General features: G+C 65.4%; 25 protein-coding genes and 1 pseudogene. 16 read left to right on the top strand and 10 right to left on the bottom strand.

Going from position 1 to position 24,298, the window contains the following annotated elements; all coding sequences use genetic code 11:
• Window positions 1–13: 13 nt before the first annotated feature.
• The gene (locus M2650_RS06110) at window positions 14–889 is read right to left on the bottom strand and encodes a peptidylprolyl isomerase (RefSeq protein WP_249474242.1); all 876 of its coding nucleotides are present in this window, start codon (window positions 887–889) and stop codon (window positions 14–16) included.
• 304 nt (window positions 890–1,193) lie between these two features.
• Here M2650_RS06110 and M2650_RS06105 point away from each other — a divergent pair, with 304 nt between their 5' ends.
• Window positions 1,194–2,135 (top strand): ABC transporter ATP-binding protein, encoded by a 942-nt coding sequence (locus M2650_RS06105; RefSeq protein WP_249472500.1) that lies wholly within the window; start codon window positions 1,194–1,196, stop codon window positions 2,133–2,135.
• Window positions 2,132–2,893, top strand: a complete 762-nt coding sequence (locus M2650_RS06100) for an ABC transporter permease (protein ID WP_249472499.1) — start codon at window positions 2,132–2,134, stop codon at window positions 2,891–2,893. The genes M2650_RS06105 and M2650_RS06100 overlap by 4 nt, the downstream gene beginning before the upstream one ends.
• An 888-nt stretch (window positions 2,894–3,781) precedes the next feature.
• Here the strand turns inward: M2650_RS06100 and M2650_RS06095 are convergent.
• Complete coding sequence (locus M2650_RS06095) at window positions 3,782–5,023, bottom strand: polyhydroxyalkanoate depolymerase (RefSeq protein ID WP_249472497.1); 1,242 nt, start codon at window positions 5,021–5,023, stop codon at window positions 3,782–3,784.
• A gap of 193 nt (window positions 5,024–5,216) precedes the next feature.
• On the opposite strand from M2650_RS06095, the gene M2650_RS06090 reads away from it, so the two are divergent.
• From M2650_RS06090 to M2650_RS06080, 3 genes are all read left to right on the top strand, one after another.
• Window positions 5,217–5,582, top strand: a complete 366-nt coding sequence (locus M2650_RS06090) for a PadR family transcriptional regulator (RefSeq protein ID WP_249472496.1) — start codon at window positions 5,217–5,219, stop codon at window positions 5,580–5,582.
• A complete protein-coding gene (locus M2650_RS06085) occupies window positions 5,579–6,511 on the top strand; it encodes a sensor domain-containing protein (protein ID WP_249472494.1) in 933 nt (310 codons plus the stop codon). The genes M2650_RS06090 and M2650_RS06085 overlap by 4 nt, the downstream gene beginning before the upstream one ends.
• A gap of 132 nt (window positions 6,512–6,643) precedes the next feature.
• On the top strand, window positions 6,644–7,006 hold the full coding sequence (locus M2650_RS06080) for a TfoX/Sxy family protein (protein ID WP_249472492.1): 363 nt from the start codon (window positions 6,644–6,646) through the stop codon (window positions 7,004–7,006).
• On the opposite strand, the gene M2650_RS06075 is transcribed toward M2650_RS06080, so the two are convergent.
• Window positions 6,999–7,589, bottom strand: coding sequence for a methyltransferase (locus M2650_RS06075; protein WP_249472490.1), 591 nt, complete (start codon window positions 7,587–7,589; stop codon window positions 6,999–7,001). The genes M2650_RS06080 and M2650_RS06075 overlap by 8 nt on opposite strands.
• A 56-nt stretch (window positions 7,590–7,645) precedes the next feature.
• On the opposite strand from M2650_RS06075, the gene M2650_RS06070 reads away from it, so the two are divergent.
• Complete coding sequence (locus tag M2650_RS06070) at window positions 7,646–8,068, top strand: CopD family protein (RefSeq protein ID WP_249472489.1); 423 nt, start codon at window positions 7,646–7,648, stop codon at window positions 8,066–8,068.
• A gap of 115 nt (window positions 8,069–8,183) precedes the next feature.
• Here M2650_RS06070 and M2650_RS06065 read toward each other — a convergent pair whose 3' ends face one another.
• Both M2650_RS06065 and M2650_RS06060 read right to left on the bottom strand, forming a co-directional pair.
• A complete protein-coding gene (locus M2650_RS06065) occupies window positions 8,184–9,899 on the bottom strand; it encodes an alkaline phosphatase (protein ID WP_249472487.1) in 1,716 nt (571 codons plus the stop codon).
• Window positions 9,900–9,968: 69 nt separating this feature from the next.
• The gene (locus tag M2650_RS06060) at window positions 9,969–10,763 is read right to left on the bottom strand and encodes a nuclear transport factor 2 family protein (protein WP_249472485.1); all 795 of its coding nucleotides are present in this window, start codon (window positions 10,761–10,763) and stop codon (window positions 9,969–9,971) included.
• Between the two features lie 235 nt (window positions 10,764–10,998).
• On the opposite strand from M2650_RS06060, the gene M2650_RS06055 reads away from it, so the two are divergent.
• Both M2650_RS06055 and M2650_RS06050 read left to right on the top strand, forming a co-directional pair.
• Window positions 10,999–12,342: a dicarboxylate/amino acid:cation symporter gene (locus M2650_RS06055; protein ID WP_249474239.1), complete on the top strand. Its 1,344-nt coding sequence runs from the start codon at window positions 10,999–11,001 to the stop codon at window positions 12,340–12,342.
• Window positions 12,339–12,785: a GNAT family N-acetyltransferase gene (locus tag M2650_RS06050; protein ID WP_249472483.1), complete on the top strand. Its 447-nt coding sequence runs from the start codon at window positions 12,339–12,341 to the stop codon at window positions 12,783–12,785. The genes M2650_RS06055 and M2650_RS06050 overlap by 4 nt, the downstream gene beginning before the upstream one ends.
• A 901-nt stretch (window positions 12,786–13,686) precedes the next feature.
• On the opposite strand, the gene M2650_RS06045 is transcribed toward M2650_RS06050, so the two are convergent.
• The 3 genes from M2650_RS06045 to M2650_RS06035 form a co-directional block, all read right to left on the bottom strand.
• Window positions 13,687–14,175, bottom strand: a complete 489-nt coding sequence (locus M2650_RS06045) for an NUDIX hydrolase (RefSeq protein WP_249472481.1) — start codon at window positions 14,173–14,175, stop codon at window positions 13,687–13,689.
• Window positions 14,175–15,047 (bottom strand): subclass B3 metallo-beta-lactamase, encoded by an 873-nt coding sequence (bla, locus tag M2650_RS06040; RefSeq protein WP_249472479.1) that lies wholly within the window; start codon window positions 15,045–15,047, stop codon window positions 14,175–14,177. Before bla ends, M2650_RS06045 begins: the two co-directional genes overlap by 1 nt.
• Window positions 15,048–15,388: 341 nt before the next feature.
• Window positions 15,389–15,796: a hypothetical protein gene (locus tag M2650_RS06035; RefSeq protein WP_249472478.1), complete on the bottom strand. Its 408-nt coding sequence runs from the start codon at window positions 15,794–15,796 to the stop codon at window positions 15,389–15,391.
• A 128-nt stretch (window positions 15,797–15,924) separates the two neighbouring features.
• On the opposite strand from M2650_RS06035, the gene M2650_RS06030 reads away from it, so the two are divergent.
• Genes M2650_RS06030 through M2650_RS06020 form a run of 3 tightly spaced genes read left to right on the top strand, consistent with a single transcriptional unit; the run spans window position 15,925 to window position 17,290 of the window.
• Entirely contained in the window at window positions 15,925–16,275 is a 351-nt protein-coding gene (locus tag M2650_RS06030) for a DUF6152 family protein (protein WP_249472476.1), read from the top strand.
• A gap of 10 nt (window positions 16,276–16,285) precedes the next feature.
• Window positions 16,286–16,765, top strand: a complete 480-nt coding sequence (locus M2650_RS06025) for a DUF6644 family protein (protein WP_249472474.1) — start codon at window positions 16,286–16,288, stop codon at window positions 16,763–16,765.
• A 42-nt stretch (window positions 16,766–16,807) separates the two neighbouring features.
• Window positions 16,808–17,290, top strand: a complete 483-nt coding sequence (locus M2650_RS06020) for an acyl-CoA thioesterase (protein WP_249472473.1) — start codon at window positions 16,808–16,810, stop codon at window positions 17,288–17,290.
• 237 nt (window positions 17,291–17,527) lie between these two features.
• On the opposite strand, the gene M2650_RS06015 is transcribed toward M2650_RS06020, so the two are convergent.
• Together M2650_RS06015 and M2650_RS06010 are read right to left on the bottom strand one after the other, a co-directional pair.
• The gene (locus M2650_RS06015; RefSeq protein ID WP_249472471.1) at window positions 17,528–18,196 is read right to left on the bottom strand and encodes a C40 family peptidase; all 669 of its coding nucleotides are present in this window, start codon (window positions 18,194–18,196) and stop codon (window positions 17,528–17,530) included.
• Between the two features lie 111 nt (window positions 18,197–18,307).
• On the bottom strand, window positions 18,308–18,871 hold the full coding sequence (locus M2650_RS06010; protein WP_249472469.1) for a C40 family peptidase: 564 nt from the start codon (window positions 18,869–18,871) through the stop codon (window positions 18,308–18,310).
• A gap of 61 nt (window positions 18,872–18,932) precedes the next feature.
• Here M2650_RS06010 and M2650_RS06005 point away from each other — a divergent pair, with 61 nt between their 5' ends.
• The 5 genes and pseudogenes from M2650_RS06005 (at window position 18,933) to M2650_RS16520 (ending at window position 24,279) form a co-directional block, all read left to right on the top strand.
• Window positions 18,933–19,412, top strand: a complete 480-nt coding sequence (locus M2650_RS06005; RefSeq protein WP_249472467.1) for an FKBP-type peptidyl-prolyl cis-trans isomerase — start codon at window positions 18,933–18,935, stop codon at window positions 19,410–19,412.
• Between the two features lie 298 nt (window positions 19,413–19,710).
• Complete coding sequence (locus tag M2650_RS06000; RefSeq protein WP_249472466.1) at window positions 19,711–20,967, top strand: DUF418 domain-containing protein; 1,257 nt, start codon at window positions 19,711–19,713, stop codon at window positions 20,965–20,967.
• A complete protein-coding gene (locus M2650_RS16525) occupies window positions 20,964–22,538 on the top strand; it encodes a DUF418 domain-containing protein (protein ID WP_249472464.1) in 1,575 nt (524 codons plus the stop codon). Before M2650_RS06000 ends, M2650_RS16525 begins: the two co-directional genes overlap by 4 nt.
• Before the next feature lie 85 nt (window positions 22,539–22,623).
• Window positions 22,624–23,040, top strand: a pseudogene (locus M2650_RS16590) (DUF418 domain-containing protein); the annotation flags it as partial.
• A gap of 129 nt (window positions 23,041–23,169) precedes the next feature.
• Window positions 23,170–24,279, top strand: a complete 1,110-nt coding sequence (locus M2650_RS16520; protein WP_425602531.1) for a DUF418 domain-containing protein — start codon at window positions 23,170–23,172, stop codon at window positions 24,277–24,279.
• Window positions 24,280–24,298 lie beyond the last annotated feature (19 nt).

The following is a 24,298-nucleotide window of genomic DNA, read 5'->3' as shown; positions in this document are numbered from 1 at the left end:
AAGGGTCTAGGGCCTACGGCTTCACCGGCGCTGCCCGCACCGGCAACGGGACATTGCACAGATCGATATGCCCGGCCGGATGCTTGTACCACTCGTCGCGGCGGTTGCGGCGCGCTTCGGTCGCCTCGGCGAAAGCGGCGCTGTCGGTCTTGAGCAATTGCAGGGGCACGCGTTCGGCTTCAGGCACTTCCGAAGCCAGTTTGATCGACACGATCGGTACGCGCTGCTCTTCCTTCTCGTAAAAACCCATCGGCTCGGGCCCGCGCGGGATCACGCTGAGCATTTCCATACCTTGCACGACGCGGCCGACCACGGTGATGTTGCGGTCCAGCGCGCGCGGCGACTGGCCGGTGGCGACATAAAGCTCGGTGCCGTTGCTGCTGTCCGCGGCGACATCGCGGCCGGCGCCGAGCGTGCCGTAGCAGTGGGCCAGCCAGGTCTTGCCGGATTTGGGATCGCGTCCGGCCGGAAACCCCCCGGAGAAGCCGACCTGCGGCGCCCAACCGTCGCTGTCGGGCAGCGCATCGAAAGCCAGCCCGGCGCTGGCGCGTTCGAATTCGGCGGGCAGCTTCGCCTTGGCGCCTGTCGACAACGGCTTGCGTTGCTTCTCGTCTTCGGTCGGGTCGCCGAACTGGACGACGAAATTGTCCTGCGAGCGGTAGATGCTCAGCCCGTTCCAATAGCCGCCTCGCGCCAGCGCCTTGATGTTGGCGACATGCCCGGGCGCGAAATCCGGGGCCAATTCGATGACGACGCGGCCGCCTTTCAGGTCCATATACAAGGTGTTGGCCGGGTCCAGCGTCCGCCAGGCCGAAGCCGGCGCTGCATCGACGATCTCCTTGGCCGATTTGACCTTCGGCTTGTCCGCGCTTTGCTGCGCTTGCAGCATGGGTGCGAAGGCCAGCAGCAGCGCGGCGCACAGCAGGTTTTTACGCATGAGCTCTCTCCCGTGAGTCGGGCGAGTGTACTGGCCGGGGCTGCCCATCGGAAATGTTGGCCACAGAATCCCAACTTTCAGGGGTTGGCAGCGCTTTCCAGGCTGCGACAATAGGTCGTCCGCCGAGTCCTTTGTAGAGTCGAGCTTGCTCGACTGCTTTTTTCCGCCGGAAGAACCAAAAGCAGTCGAGCAAGCTCGACTCTACGGTTCGCAAGGCCGGAGAGGACAAGCAAGTGCCGATACGCCAGGAGGCGCCGTGCAACCCGTCATATCGATCAAGAACCTCAGCAAGACCTATAAATCCGGTTTCCAAGCGTTGAAGAACGTGAGCCTGGACATCCGCCGCGGCGAGATCTTCGCGCTGCTGGGTCCCAACGGCGCCGGCAAGACCACGTTGATCAGCGTCGTCTGCGGCATCGTCAACGCCAGCGAAGGCAGCGTGACCGCGGACGGGCACGACATCGCGGCCGAATACCGCGCGGCGCGCTCCAAGATCGGGCTGGTGCCGCAGGAATTGTCGACCGATGCTTTCGAAACCGTCTGGGCCACGGTCACGTTCAGCCGCGGCCTGTTCGGCAAGCCGCCGAATCCGGCGCATTTGGAAAAAGTGCTGCGCGATCTGTCGCTATGGGACAAGAAGGACAGCAAGATCATGGCCTTGTCGGGCGGCATGAAGCGCCGCGTGCTGATCGCCAAGGCGCTGTCGCACGAGCCGCAGATCCTGTTTTTGGACGAGCCCACCGCCGGCGTCGACGTCGAGCTGCGCCACGACATGTGGCAGATGGTGCGCAAGCTGCGCGAGAGCGGCGTGACCATCATCCTGACCACGCACTACATCGAGGAGGCCGAGGAAATGGCCGACCGCATCGGCGTGATCAACAAGGGCGAGCTGGTGCTGGTCGAGGACAAGCGCACGCTGATGCGCAAGCTGGGCAAGAAGCAGCTGACGCTGACCCTGCAGAACCCGTTGGCGCAAGTGCCGGACGCGATGTCCGACCTGCCGCTGGAGCTGATCGAGGAAGGCCACGCGCTGGTCTACACCTTCGACACGCAAACAGAGGAGACCGGCATCGCTTCGCTGCTCAAGCGCCTGGGCGAGCATGGCATCGACTTCAAGGACCTGCATTCCAGCGAGAGTTCGCTGGAGGATATCTTCGTCAGCCTGGTGCGCAACAACCGCGAGGGGGCCACGGCATGAACCTGCACGCGATCCGCGCGATCTACAAGTTCGAAATGGCGCGCACTTTCCGCACCATCACCCAGAGCATCGCTTCGCCGGTGCTGTCTACATCCCTGTATTTCGTGGTGTTCGGCGCGGCGATCGGTTCGCGGATGGGCGATATCGACGGGGTCAGCTACGGCGCCTTCATCATCCCAGGCCTGATCATGCTCACTCTGCTCAACGAGAGCATCTCCAACGCTTCTTTCGGCATCTACATGCCCAAGTGGGCGGGCACGATCTTCGAGCTGCTGTCGGCGCCGGTGTCGTACATCGAGGCGGTGATCGGCTACGTCGGCGCTGCGGCCACCAAGTCGGTGATGCTGGGCCTGCTGATCCTGGTCACGGCGCGGTTCTTCGTCGATTACGAGATCGCGCATCCGTTCTGGATGATCTGCTTCCTTTTCCTCACCGCTATCACGTTCAGCCTGTTCGGCTTCATCATCGGGCTGTGGGCGGACGACTTCCAGAAGCTGCAGGTGATTCCGCTGATGATCGTCACGCCGTTGACCTTCCTGGGCGGCGCGTTCTATTCGATCAAGATGCTGCCGCCGGTGTGGCAGAAGATCACCCTGTTCAATCCGGTGGTGTACCTGATCAGCGGGTTCCGCTGGAGCTTCTACGGCAATGCGGACGTGGACGTGCGGATCAGCGCTGTCGCCATCCTCGGGTTCCTGGCGCTGTGCCTGTTCGTAGTGTGGTGGATATTCAAGACCGGGTACAAGCTGCGCAATTGACGTTCGCCGGTGCTGTTGCCGACGAATCACGATCAGCGCTTTTTTGCTTTGTAGAGCGGGACTTGCCCCGCTGCTCTTGCTTTTTTGCAGGTGCGAATTCATTCGCACGCTTTTTGACGTATTAAGTGCGAATGAATTCGCACCTGCAATTGTAGAGCGGAGCTTGCTCCGCTGCCTTTGCTTGAGATTCTCGCGATCTGCCGGCCCTTTGGGCCGGGGTTTCGTCCGCTAAAACCGCGGCCGAGTGACTTTCTTTTTGTGGGGCTCAAAAAGAACAGTAACCAAAGAAAAAGGGCCTTTGGAAGGGATCCCGGCGATGGGGCTCCCCCGTGTTCTTGGCCCTTCTCACCGGCTCTCGGGATTCCTCCGTCGCTTCGACATTCAGATGCGAGGCGATCGACCCGAACGACTCCTTAGCGCAACTCCGCAAAAGCCACGTCACCCATAGGCTGCGAATCAAAATCTAGTACCTGCGTAAGAAGGTCACCTGCGACGAAAGCCAAGTCGCTGACGGACTTTCAGATGCGACGCATCGCACCGCAGTTCAGGCCCTTTCTTGGGTTACTTTCTTTGGGCCAGCAAAGAAAGTGACCCGCGCGCAGCGCGGAAGCCTTTATCCATGGCGCGAGTCGCAGCGCAAGCGGCGAGGACGCGGGCCTGGATCCCGGCCTTCGCCGGGATGACGGCTGAAGGGCAAGGGCAAGAGCAAGAGCAAGATGGGTCCCAGCGTTCGCTGGGATGACGGCTTTAAGAGCGAACAGCTTAAGAGCGAACGGCTTAAGAGCGAACGGCTTAAGAACAAGAGCAGCGGGGCAAGCCCGCTCTACAAAGGGCAAGACGAAAACAGCGAAGCAAGCTCCGCTCTACAGAGCTAATGAGCGCACGGCATCAGGCGTATTTGGCGATGAAATCGCGCACCCGCGGATACACCTGCTCGCGCCAGCGGCGGCCGCTGAAGATGCCGTAATGGCCTGCCGCGCGGACGGTGTAGTGCTGGTGGTCCTGTTCCGGGATGCCGCTGCACATCTTGTGCGCAGCGCGGGTCTGGCCGCGGCCGGAGATATCGTCCAACTGGCCTTCGATCGTCATCAGCGCGCAGTCGCGGATCTTGGAAGGATCGACCCGCTCGCCGCGCACGTCCCACAAACCGCGCGGCAGCAGGAACTCCTGGAACACGATCCGGATCGTGTCGAGGTAGTACTCCGCGGGCATGTCCAGCACCGCGTTGTACTCGTCGTAGAAGCGGCGGTGCGCTTCGGCGTCCTGCAGGTCGCCGCGGACCAGGTCCTGGTAGAAGTCCCAGTGCGATTGCAGATGCCGGCGCGGATTCATCGCCAGGAAGCCCGCGTGCTGCAGGAAGCCCGGATACACCTGCCGGCCGCGGCCCGGATAAGGGTAGGGCACGCTTTGGATCACGTTGGTCTGGAACCAGCTCAACGGATGCTCGGTGGCCAGGTCGTTGACCTCGGTGGGATTCTCGCGCGGATCGTTCGGCCCGCCCATCATGATCATCGAGCGCGGCACCTTCTCGCCGCGCGCGGCCATCAGCGAGATCGCGGCCAGCACCGGCACGGTCGGTTGGCAGACGCTGATCACATGGAGCTTGTCGGCGCCGATGTGGCGGATGAACTCTTCGATATAGGCGACGTAATCGTCCAGCCCGAACGCACCCTGGTCGGCCGGCACCATGCGCGCATCGATCCAGTCGGTGATGTAGACCTTGTGGTCCTGCAGCATCGTGCGAACGGTATCGCGCAGCAAAGTCGCGTGGTGGCCCGACAGCGGGGCGACGATCAATACGGCCGGGTCGTCTTTCAGGTCGGCGATATTGCCGACGTCGTCGGTGTAGCGCTTGAATCGCAACAACCGGCAGAACGGCTTGACCAGCGATTCGATTTCCACCACCGGCACCTTGTGTCCCTCGATGTCGATCGAGTGGATGCCGAATTCCGGCTTTTCGTAGTCCTTGCCGATCCGGTAGAACAGTTCCTGGTTCGCGGCCAGGCGTTGCGCGCCGGGCAGGGCGGCGAAGGGGCTGCTCGGGGCGGTGAGGATCTTGGCGTTGGCCTCGGCCCAATAGACGAAGGGGCTCATCCAGGCGCGGGTCAACTCGTGAAGTTGGTAGAGCATGGGCGGTGGGCGCTCTTTGCTGCAATGCACAAGAGTAGCCGATCCGGGTGAACCGTGTCTGCGTAGGGCCTCGGCCCGCCAAGCTTCGGCTCGCGCCAACTGGGCCAGGGCAACGGTGGCCGAGGCCCTACTAATGGCATATGCGGTATAGCTAAGTTAGCAATAGTATTGCGTGCAACCTAGCGGGGCCGAAGTGACCGAATCCGATCTCCAGCTCAAGAAATTCCAGAAAGAGCTCAGCGCCGGCACGGTATCGCTGGCCCTGCTGGCCGTGCTGGGGCGGGCGAACGAGCCGATGTATGGGTACCAGATCGCCAAACAGCTGGAGCGCTTCGGCGACGGCGTGCTCAGCGGCAAGCAGAGCGCGCTGTATCCGGTGCTGCGCAACCTGGGCGCGGCGGGGTTGCTCGACAGCCATGTGGAGCCCTCCGTCAGCGGGCCGCCGCGCCGGTACTACCGCCTCACCGAGCAGGGTCGGGAAACCCTGCGCGAATGGGCCGCCGCCTGGCGCGCGACCCGCGATTCCGTCGATTCCGTCCTCGAGGGACTGCTGCCATGAACACCGCGCTGCCGACTTCCATCCCCGAATACCTGGAGCAGCTGCGCGCGGCGTTGGCCGGCGCCGATCCGGCGCTGGTGCAGGACGCGCTGTACGACGCCGAGGAATACCTGCGCTCGGAGATGGCCGAAAACCCGGACAAGAGCGAGGCCGAAGTGATCGCCTCGGTCGCCGGCAGCTACGGCGCGCCGGACGAGGTCGCCGACATCTATCGCGACACCGAGGTGAAGGTGACTCGCGCCTTGCGCCCGCCGCCGCCGCCGCAGCGCAAATCGGCATTGGGCCAGTTCTTCGGCGTGCTCGCCGATCCGCGCGCTTACACGTCGCTGTTCTACATGCTGCTGTCGCTGGCGACCGGTGTCTTCTACTTCACCTGGATCGTGACTGGCGCATCGCTGTCGGCCGGCCTGGGCGTGCTGATCATCGGCATTCCGTTCGTGATCCTGTTCTTCGGTTCGGTGCGGTTGCTGTCGCTGGTAGAGGGACGGCTGGTGGAAGTCATGCTCGGCGAGCGCATGCCGCGGCGTCCGTTGTACGCCGAGCGCGGCAAGCCGCTGCTGCAGCGCATCGTGGACATGTTCATCGACCCGCGCACTTGGTCGACGATGCTGTACTTCCTGGCGATGCTGCCGCTGGGCATCTTCTATTTCACGCTGATCGTAACCATGACCGCATGCTCGCTGGCGTTCATCGCCACGCCGATCGCGGTGTGGATCTTCGGCGCGGACGCGGGCGTCAGCGTCGGCGGCTGGCAGCTGCTGAACATCGGCGACGATGTGATCAGCACGTCGCTGCAGGCCTGGGCCCTGCCGTTCCTGTTCGTCACCGGGTTCCTGATGCTGTTCCTGACGCTGCACATCGCGCGCGGACTGGGCATGCTGCATGGCTTGTTCGCCAAGCATCTGCTGGTGAAGAGCGCGGCGTATTGACCGCCGTCTTGTAGGAGCGGCGTTGTAGGAGCGGCTTTAGCCGCGAGCTCTTTCCCCATGTCGCGTGGGCTTGAGGGAAAGAGTTCGCGGCTAAAGCCGCTCCTACAAAAAGGGGCAGGGTATAGTCGGCGCATGGCCGCACAGGACCCTTTCGTCGCGTATCTGCTGGAGCTGGTATCGCCGCTCGGCGGCGTCGCCGCGCGCAGGATGTTCGGCGGCTGGGGCATCTACGTGGATGGCGCGATGATCGGCCTGGTGGCCGAAGAGGCTTTCTATCTGAAGACGGACGGCGAAAGCCGCGCGGCTTTCGAGGCGGCGGGATCTTCGCCCTTCGTTTTCGAAGGTCGTGGCCGCATCGTGGAGACCAGTTACTGGTCCGTGCCGGAACAGGCGCTGGACGCGCCCGATGCGATGCGGCCGTGGGCGCAACGGGCCCTCGACGCCGCGCGCCGCAAGGCCGCGGCGAAAAAACCTAGGCGCAAGCGGGCTAGCTGATCTCCAGCGCAGTCGCATCGTCGGCGAGTTGCGGCGACAGCCAGCAATGCGAGCCGAGCTGGCGCAGGCCCAGCGCTTCGAAGCGCTGGCGGTAGAAGCGGGCCGGGCGGTTCTGGAATTCGTCTTCGTCGCCTTCGGCCGCATCCTCGCGCGCGAAGGTCTCCAGGAAAGCGACGCCGGCGCACAACTCGACGAGTCCAGGCAGGCCGCGGTCGAGTTCGCGTACGGTCAGGTAGTGCAGCACGTCGCTGCACACCACCAGGTCGGCCGGTGCGCAGGGCCGCAGTTCGGCGAAATCCCCGAAACGCGCGTAGCGTAGGCGACGGCTGCGGCCGTAGCGGCGGATCGCATACTCGCTGCTGTCGAAGCCCAGGTAGTCCAGCTTGGGACGCAGTTTCAGCAACGGCGCGCGCCACACACCTTCGCCGCAACCGATGTCGAGCACGTTGCGGATCGGCCGCTGCAGATGGTATTCGGCGGTGGCGACGGCCAGCGCGACCTTGCGGCCCAGGCGCGCCCTGTCGCCCAGCCCGTGGCCGCGGTACCAACGGTCGAAATAGCGCGCGTCGTATTGTTTGCTCATGCGAAGGGGAGTGGCGGACGTCGTATCATCCTACGCGAACGCCAGGGAGCCGAACCATGCAAGCCTATCTGTGGACCAAGACCGCGCATCTGGTATTCGTGATGGCGTGGATGGGCGGCGTGTTCTATCTGCCGCGGATCCTGGTCAACATCGCCGAAGCCGGCGGCGAACCGGCCGTGCGAAAGCGCCTGGTGCTGATGGGGCGACGGCTGTACCGTTTCGGCCACATCATGTTCGGCCTGGCGGTCGTGTTGGGCCTGACGCTGTGGCTGCATTTCGGCATGACCGGGCCCTGGCTGCATGCGAAGCTGGCGCTGGTGCTGCTGATGCTGACGCACTACATCGTCGCCGGCCGTTGGCTCAAGGGCGTCGAGGCGGGAAAGCCGCTGCCGTCCTCGAAAGCGTTGCGCTGGTTCAACGAGGCGCCGGTGCTGTTGCTGGTGGGGATCGTCTATCTGGTGCTGGCCAAGCCGTTCTAGTGCCTGGCTTTTCGTGGGAGCGGCTTTAGCCGCGAGCTCTTGCGATAACGATTCCGCTCTCAAAAGCTCGCGGCTAAAGCCGCTCCCACAAGAGCCGCTTCCACAAAATCGCACATCAACGCGGCAGGAAATCCTTCGGATCCGGCAATTCCACCGGCACGCCGTCGTTATTGCACAGCTTGGCCGCGCACAGACGTGCGCGCAGTTTCGGCGTCGCCTGCACCATAAGGTGGAAAATGGCGTTCTGCTCCACGCTGCCGCGCACCGCCGCGCTGCCCGGGCCGCGGGCCCAGATGCCGACGTCTTCGCCGCCGTGGGTTTCGCTGGCCAACGGCAGGACCGATTCCTGCAGATAATCCGGGTCTTCCGTATCCACGTCGGTCAGGTTGGGGCGGCCTTCGGAAGCTTCGTACTCCTTGCCGGTGTGCAGGAATTTCTTCGGGCCGGCCGGCTGCGAAGAACTCGCGCCGGTGTATCCCGGGCCGTTCGCATAACCGAGCGTGGTGTAGGGCAGGCCGGTACCGTCGGTGGCCAGGGAACCGGCGCTGTCGTCTTCGCCGCTGCTGCCGCGCACCTTGCCCAGGATCGGGTTGCCGCGGCGCGGATAGCCGGCGAAAGTCATCGTATGGGAATGATCGGCGGTCACCAGGATCAGCGTGTCGCTGTCGGAAGTGAGTTCCGTCGCGGCTTGGACCGCGTCGGACATCGCGATCGTGTCGGTCAGTGCGCGGTAGGCGTTGCCGTAATGGTTGGCGTGATCGATCCGGCCGCCTTCCACCATCAGGAAGAAGCCGTTCGGAGACGACTGCAAACGTTCGATCGCGGCCTTGGTCAACTCGGCCAGGCTGGGTTCGCCCGGATCGTCCTTGCGGTCGTACTCGAAATGCAGATGGTCGTATTCGAACAGGCCGAACACCGGCGATTTGCCGCTGGCCGCCGCCAACTGCTCGCGGTTCCAGACGTACGCGCCGTCGGGATGCTTGGCCTGCCACTCGCCGATCAGATTGCGGCCGTCGAGGCGGCTGCCGACCTTGTCGTCTTCCTCCGGGTCGCGCTGTTCGACCGTCATGAAATACTCGCGGCCACCGCCGAACGCGACTTCGGGTCCGTCGCCGTACGGCGTTTCGATCAGCTGCCGCGCGATGTCGGCGCAGCCTTCCTTGCGCGCGGCCTCGCTCAACTCGGTGTCGCCTTCCCAATTTCTTTCCGGCGTGTGCGCGTACATGGCGCCGGGGGTGGCGTGCGTGATGCGCGCGGTGGTGACGATGCCTGTGGCCATGCCGGCGCTTTCGGCCAATTCCAGCGCGCTCAGCAGCGGTGCGTTCAGCGCGCCGGCGCAACCCTTGCGTGCGGCGCTCTGGTCCACGCTGAGCACGCCGGCGCGGGTTTTGACGCCGGTGATCATCGCGGTCATCGTCCCTGCCGAATCGGGCGTCTGCTGATCGGTGTTGTAGGTCTTGCTGAGCGCGGTATCGGGAAAGCGTTCCCAACTCAGCCGGTTGTTCTCGCCGGGGCCGCCGCTGCGCTGGCCCTGCAGGATGCGCGCCGCGGCGACCGTGGTCAGGCTCATGCCGTCGCCGATGAACAGGATCACGTTCTTGGCGCGGCCGCGCATCGCGCCGCGTTCGGCGGCCTGCGCGGCGCCGTCGCGGAACCACCAGGCTGCGTTTTCGCCGTCCGGGCGCCGGATGTCGGGTACGTCCACGCGTACCGAGGCGGGCCCGGGCCCGGCTTCGCGCACGTTGGACGCGCAGCCCGCGAGCAGCGCGGCGAGACAGGCGGCGGCCATGGCATGGCCACGGCCGGGCACGGGATTGCGGGGTCGTTGCATCAGGATCTTCCGCTGGGAGGGAGCGATGGCACGGCATCGGCCGCGCCGCATTATGCCAAGGTCGCAGGGCTATTCGTGTTGCACCCAGGCGGTGTTGATCATGCGCCAGCGGCCGTTTTCGCAGATAAAAAGGGCGTAATCGGTAATACGGTTGCCACTGGACCAATCTACGGTCCAGCGCGCATAGCCGACATCGCCGACCGCGGCTACGTCGCCGATCTCCTGCTTGAGCGGCTTCAGCGACGAACCTTCGCGCCGCCTCTGCTCGAAACGTGCGGCCCATTCCTGCGCGGAGACCGCCACCAGCTGACCGAGATCCAGGTTGAAGAACATGCTGCGCGGGTGTTGCGTGGCGAGCAGTTCGTCGCCGCGGAAGCTGATATCGCTGCGCAGCTTCGCGGCGACCACGTCGCGCAAGGCCTGCACGGTGCCCGGGTCGGTGTGCGCCGGCCGCGCCGCGCGCGCGAACGTTTTGCCGACGATGCGCCATTGCGCCCCGAGCTTCATCACGAGCATGAAATCGGTGATCGGCTTGCCGTCGAGGCTGCCTTCCACGGTCACCACCGCTGCGTCGCCGCTGCGATCGACGGCGACGATGGCCTGGCGGAAGGCCGGCTTGTCGCCGGGCGCCGCCATGCGCTTGCGCCAATCGGCTTGGGTGCGGCTGAGCACGTGGCCGTCGGCGTCCACCCAGTACATCAGTGCGGCGGGGTGAAAGGCTTCGGCTAGCCCGGTGGCGTCGCTGCGCGCATTGGCCTGGATGTAGTGCCGAACGGGCTCGACCACATCGGCGGGAACATCGCTGGCAGAAGCGGCGGCGGGGGCGGTCGCGAAGGCGACAGCAAGAGAGATCGGAATGAACATGGGGCGGTTCCTCGATGCGGCTAAGGCAGGCTAAGGGCAGCGACGCGGCGCAAACATCGAAAATAACCGAGGCACCGTTCTACACAACAGAAGTATCCGTTGGCGCACGTCGCCGAAGCAGGCGCCGGAGAGCGTTCGGAACCATCGTTTCCATGCCGCAGTCGCAGTGTTGCGCGTCCCTCACTGCCGCCTTGCCGGCGGTTGCGGTATGGTCGGGGTCCGATCCCGAAGGCCGATCCCGATGCTCAAGTGGTGGTTCCGCATTCCGTTCTGGCAGCGCGTGCTGGCCGGTTTCGTATTGGGCGCGCTGGCCGGCTGGCTGTTCGGCGCCGACGCCAAGACTTGGTTCGAGCCGCTGGGCGACGTGTACGTCAACCTGATCAAGATGATCGCGATCCCGCTGGTGTTCTTCGCGGTGATCAGCGCGGTCGGTTCGCTGCATGGGCAGAAGTCGATCGCCGCGCTCGGCGGGCGCACCTTCGCCTGGTTCGCGATCACCGCGGTGCTGGCGGTCTGCGTCGGCTTGGCGTTCGGCTGGGCGATGAAGCCGGGCAGCGGCGTCAGCGGCCTGCAGATCGCGGCGGACTACAAGCCCAAGCAGGTGCCGACGCCGACCGAGATGCTGTTCAACATCGTGCCGCAGAATCCCTTCCGCGCGCTATCGGCGATCGATGCCGGCAGGACCGCCGACGGGCAATCGGTGCTGGTGCCGGACAACGGCACGGTGCTGCAGGTGATCTTCTTCGCCGGCCTGATCGGTTTCGCCTTCGTCAAGCTGGGCGAGAAGACCGCCAACTTGCGCCGGCTGATGGGCGAAGCCAGCGAGACCATGATCCAGGTGACGCGGTTCGTGCTCGAGTTCACGCCGATCGGCACCTTCGGCCTGATCGCCGGGCTGGTCGGCGCCTACGGCTTCGAGAAACTGCTGCCGCTGGGCAGTTTCGTGGTCGCGTTATACGCGGCTTGCGCGTTCCACATCGTGGTCGTGTATACCGGGCTGCTGCTGGCGCACGGCCTGAATCCGCTGAAATTCTTCCGCGGCGCGGCGCCGGCGATGCAGGTCGGGTTCGTCGCTTCGTCCAGTTTCGCGGCGCTGCCGGTGTCGTTGCGCAGCGTCACCCACAACCACGGCGTCGACCGCGACTACGCCGCGTTCGCGGTGCCGCTGGGCGCCAGCATCAAGATGGACGGCTGCGGCGCGATCTATCCGGCGCTGGCGGCGGTGTTCATCGCCCAGTACGCCGGCATCGAGTTGTCGATGACGCAGTATCTGATTATCGTGCTGGCCTCGGTGTTGGGCAGTTTCGGCACGGCCGGCGTGCCCGGCACGGCGGTGATCATGGCTACGGTAGTGCTGAGCGCGGCGGGATTACCGTTGGAGGCCATCGGCTATTTGTATGCGATCGACCGCATACTCGACATGATGCGAACGATGACCAATGTGACGGGGCAGATGCTGGTGCCGGTGTTGGTGGCCAAGGAAACCGGCCTGCTGGACCGGGAGGTGTACGAGGCGGCGTCGAGCAACGTCGGCATCGCCGAGGGCGAGAAGGCGGAAGTGAAGGAGCCTGCGCGATGAGCGAAGAGATCGAACTGGTCGAGCGTTTTCCCGGCGTGGACGACTATCTGCGTTTGCGCAGCGCTGCCGGCATGCACCCGAAGACGCTGCAAGCCGCGACGCGCGCTTTGCCGAACACGTTGTACGGGATAAGCCTGGTGCGCGGCGGCGAGCCTGTGGCGATGGGCCGCATCATCGGCGACAACGGCTGTTTTTTCACCATCGTGGACATCGCGGTGATCCCGGAGCTGCAGGGGCGCGGCTTGGGCAAGCGCATCATGGCCGCGCTGGACGCATGGTTGCAGCGCAACGTGCCCGAATCGGCCTATGTCACGCTGATCGCGGATGGCGACGCCAAATATCTGTACAGCAAGTTCGGCTTCGTCGAGAGCGCCCCGGTAGCCGTCAATATGGAATATGTGATGGGGCCGAACGGCGAGCGCAATACGGATCATTTGAAGTAAAGCCGGGATCTGTTCGGTTTTGTAGAGCGGGGTTTGCCCCGCTGCTGTTGCTTTCAGGCCGTCATCCCCGCGAAAGCGGGGATCCAGTGACTTTGCCGTTGGCTCTGTGTAGAGCGGAGCTTGCTCCGCTGCCTTTGCTGGTGGGTTCTTGCGACCTGCCGGCCCTTCGGACCGGGGTTTCGTCCGCTAAAACCGCGGCCGAGTGACTTTCTTTTTGATGGGCCCAAAAAGAGAAGTCACCAAAGAAAAAGGGCCTTTGGAAGGGATCCCGGCGAGGGGCTACTCCATGTTCTTGGCCACCGTTCGCTAGCGCTCGGGACCCTCCGTCGCTTCGATATTTGGATTCGAAGCGATCGACCGAACGCCTCCTTAGCGCAACTCCGCAAAAGCCACGTCACCACAATCGCTGCGAATCAAAATCTAGTACCTGCGTAAGAAGGTCACCCACGACGAAAGCTTAGGCCGCTGGCGGACTTTCAGGTGAGACGCATCGCACCGCAGTTCAGGCCCTTTCTTGGGTTACTTTCTTTGGGCCAGCAAAGAAAGTGACCCGGCGCAGCCGGAAGCTTTTGTCCATGGCGCGAGTGGCAGCGCAACCCGCGAGGACGCGGGCCTGGATCCCGGCCTTCGCCGGGATGACGGCTTAGGGGCAACAGCAAAAGCAACATGGGTCCCAGCGTTCGCTGGGATGACGGCTTTAAGAGCGAATGGCTTAAGAGCGAACGGCTTAAGAGCGAATGGCTTAAGAGCGAACGGCTTAAGAGCGAAGAGCAACGGAGCAAGCTCAGCTCTACAGAGCCGGAGCAAGAGCAGTGCGGGCGAGCCCGCTTTTGCGAAGCGGAAGCAAAAGCAGCGAGCGAACTCCGCTCTACAGAGCGGGCCAGGCGCGCACGCCTCGGCTCTACGCGCGCGAGTAGCGCCAGGAGACCATCTTGCCGTCGCGGTAGGGCATCACCCCGTGGAATGGGCGCGGATCGGCATCGAAAACCAAAGGCAGGAATTCGCGGTCGCCCTCCCACATCGGCAACTCGTGCAGACGGTCTATGTCGACCCACTCCAGCGTGCCCTCCGGATTGCGCTCCAACGGCGTGCCGGTGAAGCGCGTCACCGCGAACACGAAGCCCAGCCAGTCCTCGCCATGCTTGCCGAAGCCCGGCCAGCTGATCGTGCCGCGCAACTGCAGTTCGTCGCAGACGATGCCGGCCTCTTCGTGGATCTCGCGGCGCATGCCGGCCAGCACATCCTCGTCGGGCTCGATCTTGCCGCCCAGGCCGTTGTACTTGCCGATGTGGTGATCGTCCGGGCGCGAATTGCGGTGCAGCATCAGCACCCGGCGGCCGTCGGGCGACAACACGTAGCCAAGGGTCGCGACGATCGGCGTGTACGGCATCAGCGCGCCGCGTCCCGCTGCTTCTTCAGTTCCCCCTCGAGCTTGCGCTCGGCGCCGTCCGCATAGGCGCGGCAGGTCGTCGGCTGCGGATGCGGTGTGGCGGTCGCGGCGGGCGTCCAGCCGCTGGCGTCGGGATGCGGCGTCAACAGCAAGTCGCAGGGCAACGCGCGCACCGTTGCGAAACTGCGGCGATAGTCTTCGACGATGCGCGGGTAGCGCGGATTATCGATCAACCGGTAGCCGGGAGCGCTGAGGCTGTCGACATAGGCGATATGCACAGGCTTGTCGTCGCGCCGGTCGTCCCAAGTCCAGCTCACGCTGCCCGGCGTGTGGCCGGGCGTGAAGTGGACCTTGAAGCGCAGGCCGCCGAGTTCGACCGTTTCGCCATCCATCACGAAACGGTCCACGCGCACCGGCGGAAACAGCAGATCGTCGCCGAAATGGATGTCGTCGCTGCCGCCCCTGGCCAGCAGCGCCGCCGATTCGGCGTTGCCGATCACGCGTGCGCCGGTGGCGCGCTTGATCGCGGCCAAGGGGCCGATGTGATCGGTGTGCGCGTGGCTGTAAAGGATGTACTTCAAATCGCCCGGCGCCACGCCCAGCGTCTTCATGCGCGCCAGCAGCATCTCCGCCGCCTGCGGCATGCCGCCGTCGATCAGCACCGCGCCCTGCGGCGTTTTCACCAGTACCGCGCTCAAGCCTTGAGTGCCGATGTACCAGGTGCTGTCCGCGATGCGGAACGGCGCCACCGGCTGCCGCCAGCTGTCGTCCGTTTCGTAGGCCTTCGACTGCGGCAGCACCGGATCGGCGGCGAACGCGGACGTCAGCAACGACAGGCAACAGACGGCGAAACACAGGCGGAGCGAGGTCATTGGCGGATCTCGAAGCAGGGAACGACAGTATCGGCGATGCGCAGATCGCTGCGCCATACCGTGTCGCACGGAAAACGCAGGCATGACTTTCGGCCTGTGGCATCGCGCCGGGCGAGGCGTAGGCTGCCCCGACTTTTCGTCGTGGCTGCGAAACCGTCCGCGGACATCGCATCCGATCGCTTTTTCGATCGATTGGTCGAGGCCGGCGTCATGAGGCGCCGGCTTTTTTTTGCCGCGCTTTTTGTAGGAGCGGCTTCAGCCGCGAGCTCTTACCAGCAGATCGCGGCGCGCCCGGCGGAAAGAGCTCGCGGCTGAAGCCGCTCCTACAAAAGAAAGAAGAGTCAGAGCGTTGCGCGCGGCGTCGCCAGCCGCGCCGCGTACCAGGCCAGCGGAATCGGCAGCGCCACGCCCAGCACGGTCATCCACAACGGGTGCGGCAGCATCGTCGCGTTGAGGATGACGCCCGCAACGACGCCGATGCCGACCACGATGGCCGCCGCGACGCGATGCGATCGGCTGATCTTGGCGGCGACCCAGCCGCCGACGAAGCTGGCCAGCAGCCAGCCGAACACGACCATCGCTTTCATGGCGGGCGTCGCCAGCTCCACCATTCGCGCCAGATCGGCTTCGTTGGTGAGATCCAGCCCGGGCGGCGGCGGCGAAATCGCCGTGGCCAGGGCCTCTACCAGGAAAATGGCCGCCATCGCCACGGCCAATCCCACCACCGCGCCTGCAATCGTGCGTCCCATCGCCGTCTCCGGTTTGCCTGGACGCGGCCAGCATCGCGCGCCGGTACGCTCGCCGCAAGCGGTGCGGCCTTGCGCGGCGTTAACGCCGGGCGCGGTATCAAGGGCGGCATCCCCCCAGGAGATCCGCCATGCGCCGCATCATCGCCGTCCTCTGGCTCGTCGCCGCGCTGTTCGCAGCGCCGGTCTTGGCCCATCACGGCTGGGGTTCGTACGACGCGAGCAAAGTCATGCGCTTCGACGCCGCGCCGGTCGAGGTGCGCTACCGCAATCCGCATGCGGAGATCACGGTCGATTACCGCGGCCAACGTTGGGTGGCGGTGCTGGCGCCGACTTCGCGCATGGAATCGCGCGGCCTCGCCGAGGACGCGCTGAAAGTCGGCAAGGCCATCACCGTCGAAGGCTATCCGCGCAAGGACGGCACCCGCGAACTGCGGGCCGAGCGCATCGTCGTGGACGGCAAGACCATCGAATTGCGCTGACGGCGCAAGCGTGGAACCCGCAGGCTGGTTGGCGGCGCTCGAAGCGTCCGCGTTCGCGGCATGGATGCGCGGCGCGGGCAGCGCTTATGCGGTGGCCAATCTGGTGCATCTGCTCGGGCTGACCTTGCTGCTCGGTTCTATGCTGATGCTGGACCTGCGCCTGCTCGGACTCGGTCGCCGACTGCCGTTGCCGGAAGTCTCGCGCCTGCTGACGCCGTTCGCAGGGGTCGGATTGGCGCTGCAGGCGGGCAGCGGCTTCGCGCTGTTCGCGGCCGATGCGGTGCCGCTTTCCGGCAACGGCGCTTTCAGGATCAAGTTGGCCGCGATCGCGCTGGCGCTGGCCAATGCCGTGCTGTTCCGCATCCGGTGGTCGGACTCGTTGGTTTCGTGGGACGTTTCGCCGCCGCTGGCCGGCCGCATCCAGGCGGCGTTGTCGTTGGCGCTTTGGCTGTCCGTCGCCGCGGCCGGCAGATTGATCGCCTACACTTGAACCGCGCCGCATCGCGGCAGGACGCCTGGCGGCGGAGGCACTATGAGCGGACACCAGCGCGAACTCAATTTCCGTTTCCTGGCCGAACCCACCGACGTCAACTACGGCGGCAAGGTGCACGGCGGCGTGGTGATGAAGTGGATCGACCAGGTGGGCTACGCCGCGGCGGTCGGCTGGAGCGGCAAGTACAGCGTCACGGTCGCGGTGGGCGGCATCCGCTTCGTTGCGCCGATCCGGATCAGCGATCTGGTGACCGTTTCTGCCAAGCTGGTCTACACCGGCACCAGCAGCATGCATTTTTCGGTCGACGTACGCGCGCGCGATCCGATGGACGACGAAGGCGACCGGCTGTGCACGCATTGCGTGATCGTATTCGTGGCGCTGGACGGCGTGGAGGGCAAGCCCACGCCGGTGCCGGACTGGGTGCCGCAGACCGACGACGACCGCCGCCTGGCCGAGTACGCGACCAAGGTCATGGAGTTGAGCAAGGGGATCGAGCAGACGATCGCGAGTTATCGCGCTTGAACCGGCCGCTTTTTCCTCCCCTTGCGGGGGAGGATGCCCGAAGGGCAGGAGAGGGGGCGCGAGCGTAGCGAAGCGTGCTTTTCGCTCTTCTGTCAGATGGCGCGAAAAGCCGGCCCTCTCCCTGGCCTTCGGCCTGTCCCTCTCCCGCAAAGGGGAGAGGGGAAAAGCACGGTCTGCCGGAAACGAAAAAAGCCGCTCGAAAGCGGCTTTTTTTGCGAATAGGAAGCTCGCTTCCGATCAGATCTCGGCGACGCGCCTGGCCTGCATGAACTTGCGGCTCCAGTAACCCTCGGTGAGGCTGGATACGGTGACGTCGCGGCCGGTGCGCGGCGCGTGCACGAAGCGGCCGTCGCCGACATAGATGCCGACGTGGTCGACGCGCTTGCCGCGGCGGCTGAAGAACACCAGGTCGCCGACCGCCAAAGCGGAGCGATCGACCTTCATGCCGTCTTTCGCCATCTCGCGCGACACGCGCGGCAGTTCGATGCCCAGCGCGCTGCGGAATACGTAGCCGACCATGCCGCTGCAGTCGAAGCCGCCGTCGGGCGAGGTGCCGCCCCAACGATAGGGCGTACCGAGCAGGGCCAGGGCCTTCTGCAGCAGCGCCTGCATGCGTCCGGAGGCGGGCACGGCGCTGGTGTTCGGCGCCATGGCCGCGCCCTCGTACGCGACCGCGCGCAGGTCGACGGTGGCTTCCAGCAGGGCGCGGTCGGACAGGGCCATCGCATCGGCCATGGCCGGGCTGGCGGTATTGGCGTTGGTCAGACTGCCGTTGTTGTCCAGCGTGGCCTGGTTGGCCAGCACCGGCAGCGAAGCGGCGCACAGCAGACTGAAGAGGAGGGGGCGGAGGCGACCCGGGCGGGGGAGACGGGTGGCGGCTTGGCGGCCGGAGTCGTTTGTCGTCACGCGTCTTTCACTATTCCAAAAGCAGCCCGAATAGTGCCGGATAAAAACGAGGATATTGTTCAGAAAAAGTTAAATATTCGTAAAGATGGAACGATATCCGTCACTATTCCATCACTGCAACACACGCCGGGCGCCGCTGTAGTGGTCGCGCCAGTAGGCGCCGTCCAGGTGATCCAGTCGCACCGTGCCGCCTGTGCTGGGGGCATGGACGAAGCGGCCCTCGCCGACATAAATGCCGACGTGGCTGACCGCGCCGCCGCTGCCGAAGAAAACCAGATCTGCCGCGGCGAGCCGCTCGGGGGCGATCTTGGGCCCCTGTACCCGGGCCAGTTCGCGCGAGGTGCGCGGCAGCTTCAGGTCCAGCATGTCGCGATAGACGTAGTTGACCAGGCCGCTGCAGTCGAAGCCGCCCTGCGGCGTATTGCCGCCGTAACGGTAGGGCGTGCCGACCAGGCTGAGCGCGCGCATCAGCACGGCATTGGCGGCGGCGGGGTCCGCAGGCGTGACGACCGGCCACTGGCGCTGCGGCGCCACCGCGCGTCCGCCGCGCGAGGGGCGCACGTCCTCGCGCCCGCAGGCGCCCAGCGCTAGCAGCGCGATCAGCGCCACGCACGCGGCCGCTACGCGCGCTGGCGCGGGCGGGCGAGTGTCCGGATAATGTGCGGCCTTACTCATCTGCGCATCTTGGCCGCAATCCGACGCGGCCCACAAGCTCGCGCGCTCGCCAGGGTTCCGAATGAAAATCGAGAAAGACCGCGTCGTCAGTTTCCACTACACCGTTTCCGAGCAGGGTCAGGAAGCGCTGGAGAGCTCCAAGGAGCGCGAGCCGCTGCAGATCCTGATCGGCCACGGCAACATCATCCCGGGCCTGGAAAAGGCGCTGGACGGGCACGAGGCCGGCGACAGCTTCGGCGTGGACGTGGCCGCGGCCGACGCTTACGGCGAGCGCCGCGACGGCCTGACCCAGCGCGTGCCGAAGAAGCACTTCGGCGCCCAACGCCTGGAGCCGGGGATGCAGGTCGTGCTGAACACCAACTTCGGTCCGCGTGCGGTGACCATCGAGAAGGTCGGGATGAGCGTGGTCGATGTCGACCTCAACCATCCGATGGCGGGCAAGGCGCTGCATTTCGATATCGAGATCGTGGCAGTGCGCGAGGCCAGTGCGGAAGAGATCGAGCATGGGCATGTGCATGGCGAGGGCGGGCACGCGCATTAGTGCTTTTCTCTCCCCTTTGCGGGGGAGGATGCGCGAAGAGCCTGCCCCGGCCTTGATCTGGGGGTAGGAGAGGGGCGCGAGCATAGCGAAGCGTGCTTTTGCGCTTGCTTCCTGATGGTGCGAAAAGCCGGACCCTCTCCCTGGCCCTTCGGGCCTGTCCCTCTCCCATAAAGGGAGAGGGGAAAGCTAACGGCCCTGCGCGAGCGGGCCGTTTTTCGTTTCTGGCCGCGCTTGCGGCCACGGCCGGCACGGTGAATGATTCGGACTCCGGGGGTCGGCAAAGGGAGAGGGAATCCGCATGAATCAGGACGCGCACTTGATGCCGGTCGCCGGCAACGAACGTATCCAGACCATGGATGTGCTGCGCGGTTTCGCGCTGCTCGGCATCCTGCTGATGAACATCGAAGGCTTCGTCGGCCCGCTGATGGAATCGCTGACCGGGGTCAATACGCGCTTCACCGGCGCCGACCGGACGATGGACGCGATCATCTACGTCCTGGTGCAGGGCAAGTTCATCACCCTGTTCTCGCTGTTGTTCGGCATGGGCTTCGCGGTCATGCTCGAGCGCGCGCAGGCGCGCGGCGCCAACGGCACAGGCTTGTACGCGCGGCGGCTGCTGGCGCTGCTCGGCATCGGCCTGGTGCACGTGCTGCTGATCTGGTCCGGGGACATCCTGGTGTCCTACGCGCTGCTCGGCTTCTTGCTGCTGCTTTTCTTTCGCCGCACGCCGGTCTCGCGGCTGCCGAAATGGGGCGTCGCGGCCGTGCTCCTGCCGCTGCTGCTGATGTGGTTGTGGGCGGGCAGCCTGCACCTGGCGCAATCGGATCCGCAGGCGGCCGCCGAAGTGCAGAAGGGCATGGCCGAACAGGGCCGGCAGGTCGCCGCGATGATCGATGCGCAGCGCCAGGCGTACGGATCGGGCACCTACGCGCAGGCCGTCGCGCAGCGCGCGCAGGATTTCGGCTTCATGATGTTCGGGCTGATGTTCTTCGGGCCGCTGGTGCTGGGCATGTTCCTGTTCGGCGCCTGGTTCGTGCGCAGCGGCGCGATACGCGACCCGGCTTCGCGCCTGCCGTTGTACCGGCGCCTGCTGATCGTCGGGCTGGGACTCGGGCTGCCGCTGATGCTGTGGTCGTTCTGGACGCATCCCACCCACAGCATGTCCGAGATGAGCCTGGGCTCGGCGGCATCGCAGACCGCCGGCCAAGTCGCCAACGTGCTGATGTGCTTCGGCTATTTTTCGGCCATCGTGCTGCTGATGCAGCGTCCCGCCTGGCGCGCAAGGCTGGGTTGGTTCGCGCCCGCCGGACGCATGGCGCTGACCAACTACCTGATGCAATCGGTGATCTGCACGGTGATCTTCTACGGCTACGGGCTGGGCTACTTCGAACAATTGCCGCGCGCCTGGCAACCGTTGTTCGTGCTGGCCGTATTCGCATTGCAGGTGTTGTGGAGCCGCTGGTGGCTATCGCGCTACCGCTACGGGCCGATGGAGTGGCTGTGGCGCTGGCTGACTTACCTGGAACGTCCAGCGATGCGCCTGGCTCCCGCGTGACGTCCGACGGATCCGCGCCGCGACGCGCGGAAGAGGCCTCCGCCGGCCCGGTGGAATCCGGCCAGCGCGTAAAGGCGCTCGATCTCGCGCGCGGATCCGCACTGCTGGGCATCCTGCTGGTCAACGTGCAGGCGTTCAACTTGTCCAAACTGACCCCACCGGATGGCGGGCATCGTCTGGAATCGGTCGACGGCATCGTGCAGTGGCTGCTCGCAACGTTCGTCGAGAACAAGTTCTGGACGCTGTTCTCGATCCTGTTCGGCATGGGTTTCGCGGTGATGCTCGAGCGCGCCGGCGCCGATCGCGACGGGTTCGTCGCGCGCTATCTGCGCCGTGCGCTGGCGCTCGCGCTGTTCGGCGCGCTGCATATCGTGCTGATCTGGTCCGGCGACATCCTGCTGAACTACGCGGTCACCGCGGCGCTGTTGCTGGCGATATTGTTCTGCGGGCCCTGGTTCGGCCTGGCGCTCGGCATCGCAACCATCGCGCTCATGCGGCTTTGGGGCGGCCCGGCGCCGGTCGACATGTTCCTGCTGTGGATGTACAGCGCGACCGCAGCGCTGTACCTGCGTCTTGCCGGACCGCACCGGCGCAAGTTGCTCGCGATGGGGACCGTCGCCGCCGCGATCGCCATCGCGCTGCTGGGCGCCTATGGATCGGCGGTGCCGGCCGAAGCGCGCAAGTGCGCCGGGTATGCGATCGCGTTGCTGATCGCAGGCGGCATCGCCTGGTTCGATCGCAGCGATGCCGCGCAACGTTTGCTGCGGGCCGGCGTTTGGTTTTTCCTGGCGCCGGTGTTGGCTGCGGCGGTCGCCGCCGCACTCGCACAGTGGACGCCGGCTACGTTCTGGCCCGCAACGACGCCCGCTTCGGAGGCGCAGCCGGCGAAGCGGCGCGCCGAATTGCGCGCGCGGGGCATGGCCGAGAACAAAGCCATGGCCGAAGGCAGCTACATCGAGGGCGTGCGTTTCCGCGCACAGAACGGCTTCAAGCGGCCCATCGACACGATGTTCATGCTGGGTCTGGCGGCCGGCGGCCTGTTCCTGGTCGGCATGTGGCTGGTGCGTTCGGGCGCCGCGCGCGCGCCTGAGCGCCATCGCAAACTTTGGCGTGGGCTGGCCTGGGTGGGGTTTCCGCTCGGGACGCTGGCCGTGATCGGCGGCGAACGCTGGGTCGAGGCGGCTTCCGCTTCGAAACCCGCCGCGGCTTTGCTGTCGCTGCTGCCGGAAGCCGGCGCTTTGTCGATGGCGTTGGGCTATCTGGCATTCGCGTTCTTGCTGGCGGGCCGTGGTGCGGCCGACGGCCGGCTTTCGTGGGTAGCGGCGAGCGGACGCATGGCGCTGACCAACTATCTGATGCAGTCGGTATTGGCGACGTGGTTCTTCTACGGTTACGGATTCGGCTTCTGGGGCTTGGGCCGGACGTGGCAGGCCGTATTCGTGCTGGCCGTGTTCGCGGTGCAGGCCGCCGCCAGTCGCTGGTGGCTGGCGGGGCATCGTTACGGTCCGATGGAGTGGTTGTGGCGCTGGATCACCTACGCGCGCAAACCGGCGATGCGCATCCGGGCCTGATGCCCCATCGGTCCGAGTGACTTCCGGCCCGCGAATCGCGCGCCGCTACATGCGGAAATCGTCGCCACGACCGTAAGGACATGGCATGAGCGACGTGACTGCAATCCCGGAATTGAAACCGGTCGCGGCGGGCGAACGCATCCAGGCATTGGACGTGATCCGCGGCTTCGCGCTGCTCGGCATCTTCCTGATGAACATCGAGTGGTTCAACCGGCCGCTGTCCGATCTGGGCGCGGGCATGGCCGCGCACACCGGCATCGACTACGCGGCCAGCTGGTTCGTCGACGTATTCGTGCGCGGCAAGTTCTGGACCATGTTCTCGATGCTGTTCGGCATGGGGTTTGCGGTCATGCTGACGCGGGCGACAGCCGCGCAACGCGGTTTCGTCGTGCCCTACCTGCGGCGCACCGCGGCCTTGGCTTTGATCGGCCTCGCGCACGGCGTGCTCATTTGGGGCGGCGACATCCTGCTCAGTTACGCGGCGGCGGCGGCATTGCTGCTGCTGACGTTGTTCGGGCGCTTCTGGCATGGCTTGCTGGCGGCCGCCGCGCTTGCGGCGCTGGGGTTCGCCTTCGAATCGCAAGGCGTCGGCAGTTTCGTATTCGCGTTGGCGCTCGCCGGCCTGGTGGCGATGTATCTGCGCAGCGAACGCAAAGTCCGGATCGGCGGCGCGCAATGGCCGCTGCCGAGCCTGGTCCTGGCGATCGCCGCCGTGGCGGTCGCGATCGGGGTGACGGTCATGATCGCCATGAAAGGCAGCGGCTATGCGGCGCTGGGCGGGAGCCTGTTGCTGGGTCTGCTGGCATGGCTGTCGGCGCGTTATCGCAATCCTCTTGAGAAACGCACGTTGCGCGCCGGTGCGACGCTCTACCTCGGGCCTTTCGCCGCGATGATGATCGGCGCGGCCATCGCGCTGGCGATGCCGGCCGCGTCGGAGACGGCGAACCAACAGCAGACGGCCGAACCGACGAAGGAGTCCGCCGCGCAGAAGAAAGAAGCCGCCGAGCAGGAGCGCAAGAAGCAGGAGCGCCGTGCCGAACACCGCAAGCAAGTGGCGACCGAGGCGCGGGTGATGAGCGGCGGCAGCTATCGCGAAGCGGTCGAGTTCCGCGCCGGATCCTATCTGGGCGATTTCGTGCAGCAGGGCGGTTTCACGGTCATGGTGATGGGATTGTTCCTGGTCGGCGCGTGGTTCGTGCATTCCGGCGTGATCCAGCATCCGCAGCAGCACCTCGGCTTGTTCCGCAAGCTGGCGTGGATCGGGTTGCCGTTGGGTACCGCGCTCGCCATCGCGGCCAGCTTCATCGCCGTCAGCCATGTGCCGGGCCAGAACGACAAGCAATGGCAGTTGGCGGTCGGCTTGCAGAGCCTGGGCAACCTGCCGATGTCGCTGGGCTACATCGCAGCGATCGTGCTTCTGTTGCAGAAGCGCGCCTGGGCGAAGCTGCTGTCCTGGCTCGCGCCGGCCGGGCGCATGGCCCTCACCAACTACCTGAGCCAGTCGGTGATCGCCAGCCTGTTCTTCTACGGTTACGGTCTGGGGCATTGGGGCGTCGGACGGGCACGGCAGGTGCTGTTCGTGCTGGCCGTGTTCGGCCTGCAGCTGCTGCTCAGCCGTTGGTGGCTGTCCAAGTTCCGCTACGGGCCGATGGAATGGTTGTGGCGCTGGGCGACGTATGCGCGCCGGCCGGCGATGCGGATCGCCCAAGAACGGGCGAGCGGGGCGGCCGCCGCTCTGTAAGTAGGGCGGCCGTTGTCGC

The sequence above is a fragment of the Luteimonas galliterrae genome (assembly GCF_023374055.1).
Taxonomy (GTDB): Bacteria; Pseudomonadota; Gammaproteobacteria; order Xanthomonadales; family Xanthomonadaceae; genus Luteimonas_C; species Luteimonas_C galliterrae.
Note: the sequence above shows the minus strand (reverse complement) of the source record. Positions and strands in the feature narration are given on the sequence as shown.

Coding starts and splice junctions, on each gene's coding strand:
- M2650_RS06110 (WP_249474242.1), bottom strand. CDS start 889: ATGCTGCAAGCGCAGCAAAGCGCGGACAAGCCGAAGGTCAAATCGGCC.
- M2650_RS06100 (WP_249472499.1), top strand. CDS start 2,132: ATGAACCTGCACGCGATCCGCGCGATCTACAAGTTCGAAATGGCGCGC.
- M2650_RS06095 (WP_249472497.1), bottom strand. CDS start 5,023: ATGCTCTACCAACTTCACGAGTTGACCCGCGCCTGGATGAGCCCCTTC.
- M2650_RS06085 (WP_249472494.1), top strand. CDS start 5,579: ATGAACACCGCGCTGCCGACTTCCATCCCCGAATACCTGGAGCAGCTG.
- M2650_RS06080 (WP_249472492.1), top strand. CDS start 6,644: ATGGCCGCACAGGACCCTTTCGTCGCGTATCTGCTGGAGCTGGTATCG.
- M2650_RS06075 (WP_249472490.1), bottom strand. CDS start 7,589: ATGAGCAAACAATACGACGCGCGCTATTTCGACCGTTGGTACCGCGGC.
- M2650_RS06070 (WP_249472489.1), top strand. CDS start 7,646: ATGCAAGCCTATCTGTGGACCAAGACCGCGCATCTGGTATTCGTGATG.
- M2650_RS06065 (WP_249472487.1), bottom strand. CDS start 9,899: ATGCAACGACCCCGCAATCCCGTGCCCGGCCGTGGCCATGCCATGGCC.
- M2650_RS06060 (WP_249472485.1), bottom strand. CDS start 10,763: ATGTTCATTCCGATCTCTCTTGCTGTCGCCTTCGCGACCGCCCCCGCC.
- M2650_RS06050 (WP_249472483.1), top strand. CDS start 12,339: ATGAGCGAAGAGATCGAACTGGTCGAGCGTTTTCCCGGCGTGGACGAC.
- M2650_RS06045 (WP_249472481.1), bottom strand. CDS start 14,175: ATGCCGTACACGCCGATCGTCGCGACCCTTGGCTACGTGTTGTCGCCC.
- bla (WP_249472479.1), bottom strand. CDS start 15,047: ATGACCTCGCTCCGCCTGTGTTTCGCCGTCTGTTGCCTGTCGTTGCTG.
- M2650_RS06035 (WP_249472478.1), bottom strand. CDS start 15,796: ATGGGACGCACGATTGCAGGCGCGGTGGTGGGATTGGCCGTGGCGATG.
- M2650_RS06030 (WP_249472476.1), top strand. CDS start 15,925: ATGCGCCGCATCATCGCCGTCCTCTGGCTCGTCGCCGCGCTGTTCGCA.
- M2650_RS06020 (WP_249472473.1), top strand. CDS start 16,808: ATGAGCGGACACCAGCGCGAACTCAATTTCCGTTTCCTGGCCGAACCC.
- M2650_RS06010 (WP_249472469.1), bottom strand. CDS start 18,871: ATGAGTAAGGCCGCACATTATCCGGACACTCGCCCGCCCGCGCCAGCG.
- M2650_RS06005 (WP_249472467.1), top strand. CDS start 18,933: ATGAAAATCGAGAAAGACCGCGTCGTCAGTTTCCACTACACCGTTTCC.
- M2650_RS06000 (WP_249472466.1), top strand. CDS start 19,711: ATGAATCAGGACGCGCACTTGATGCCGGTCGCCGGCAACGAACGTATC.
- M2650_RS16520 (WP_425602531.1), top strand. CDS start 23,170: ATGTATCTGCGCAGCGAACGCAAAGTCCGGATCGGCGGCGCGCAATGG.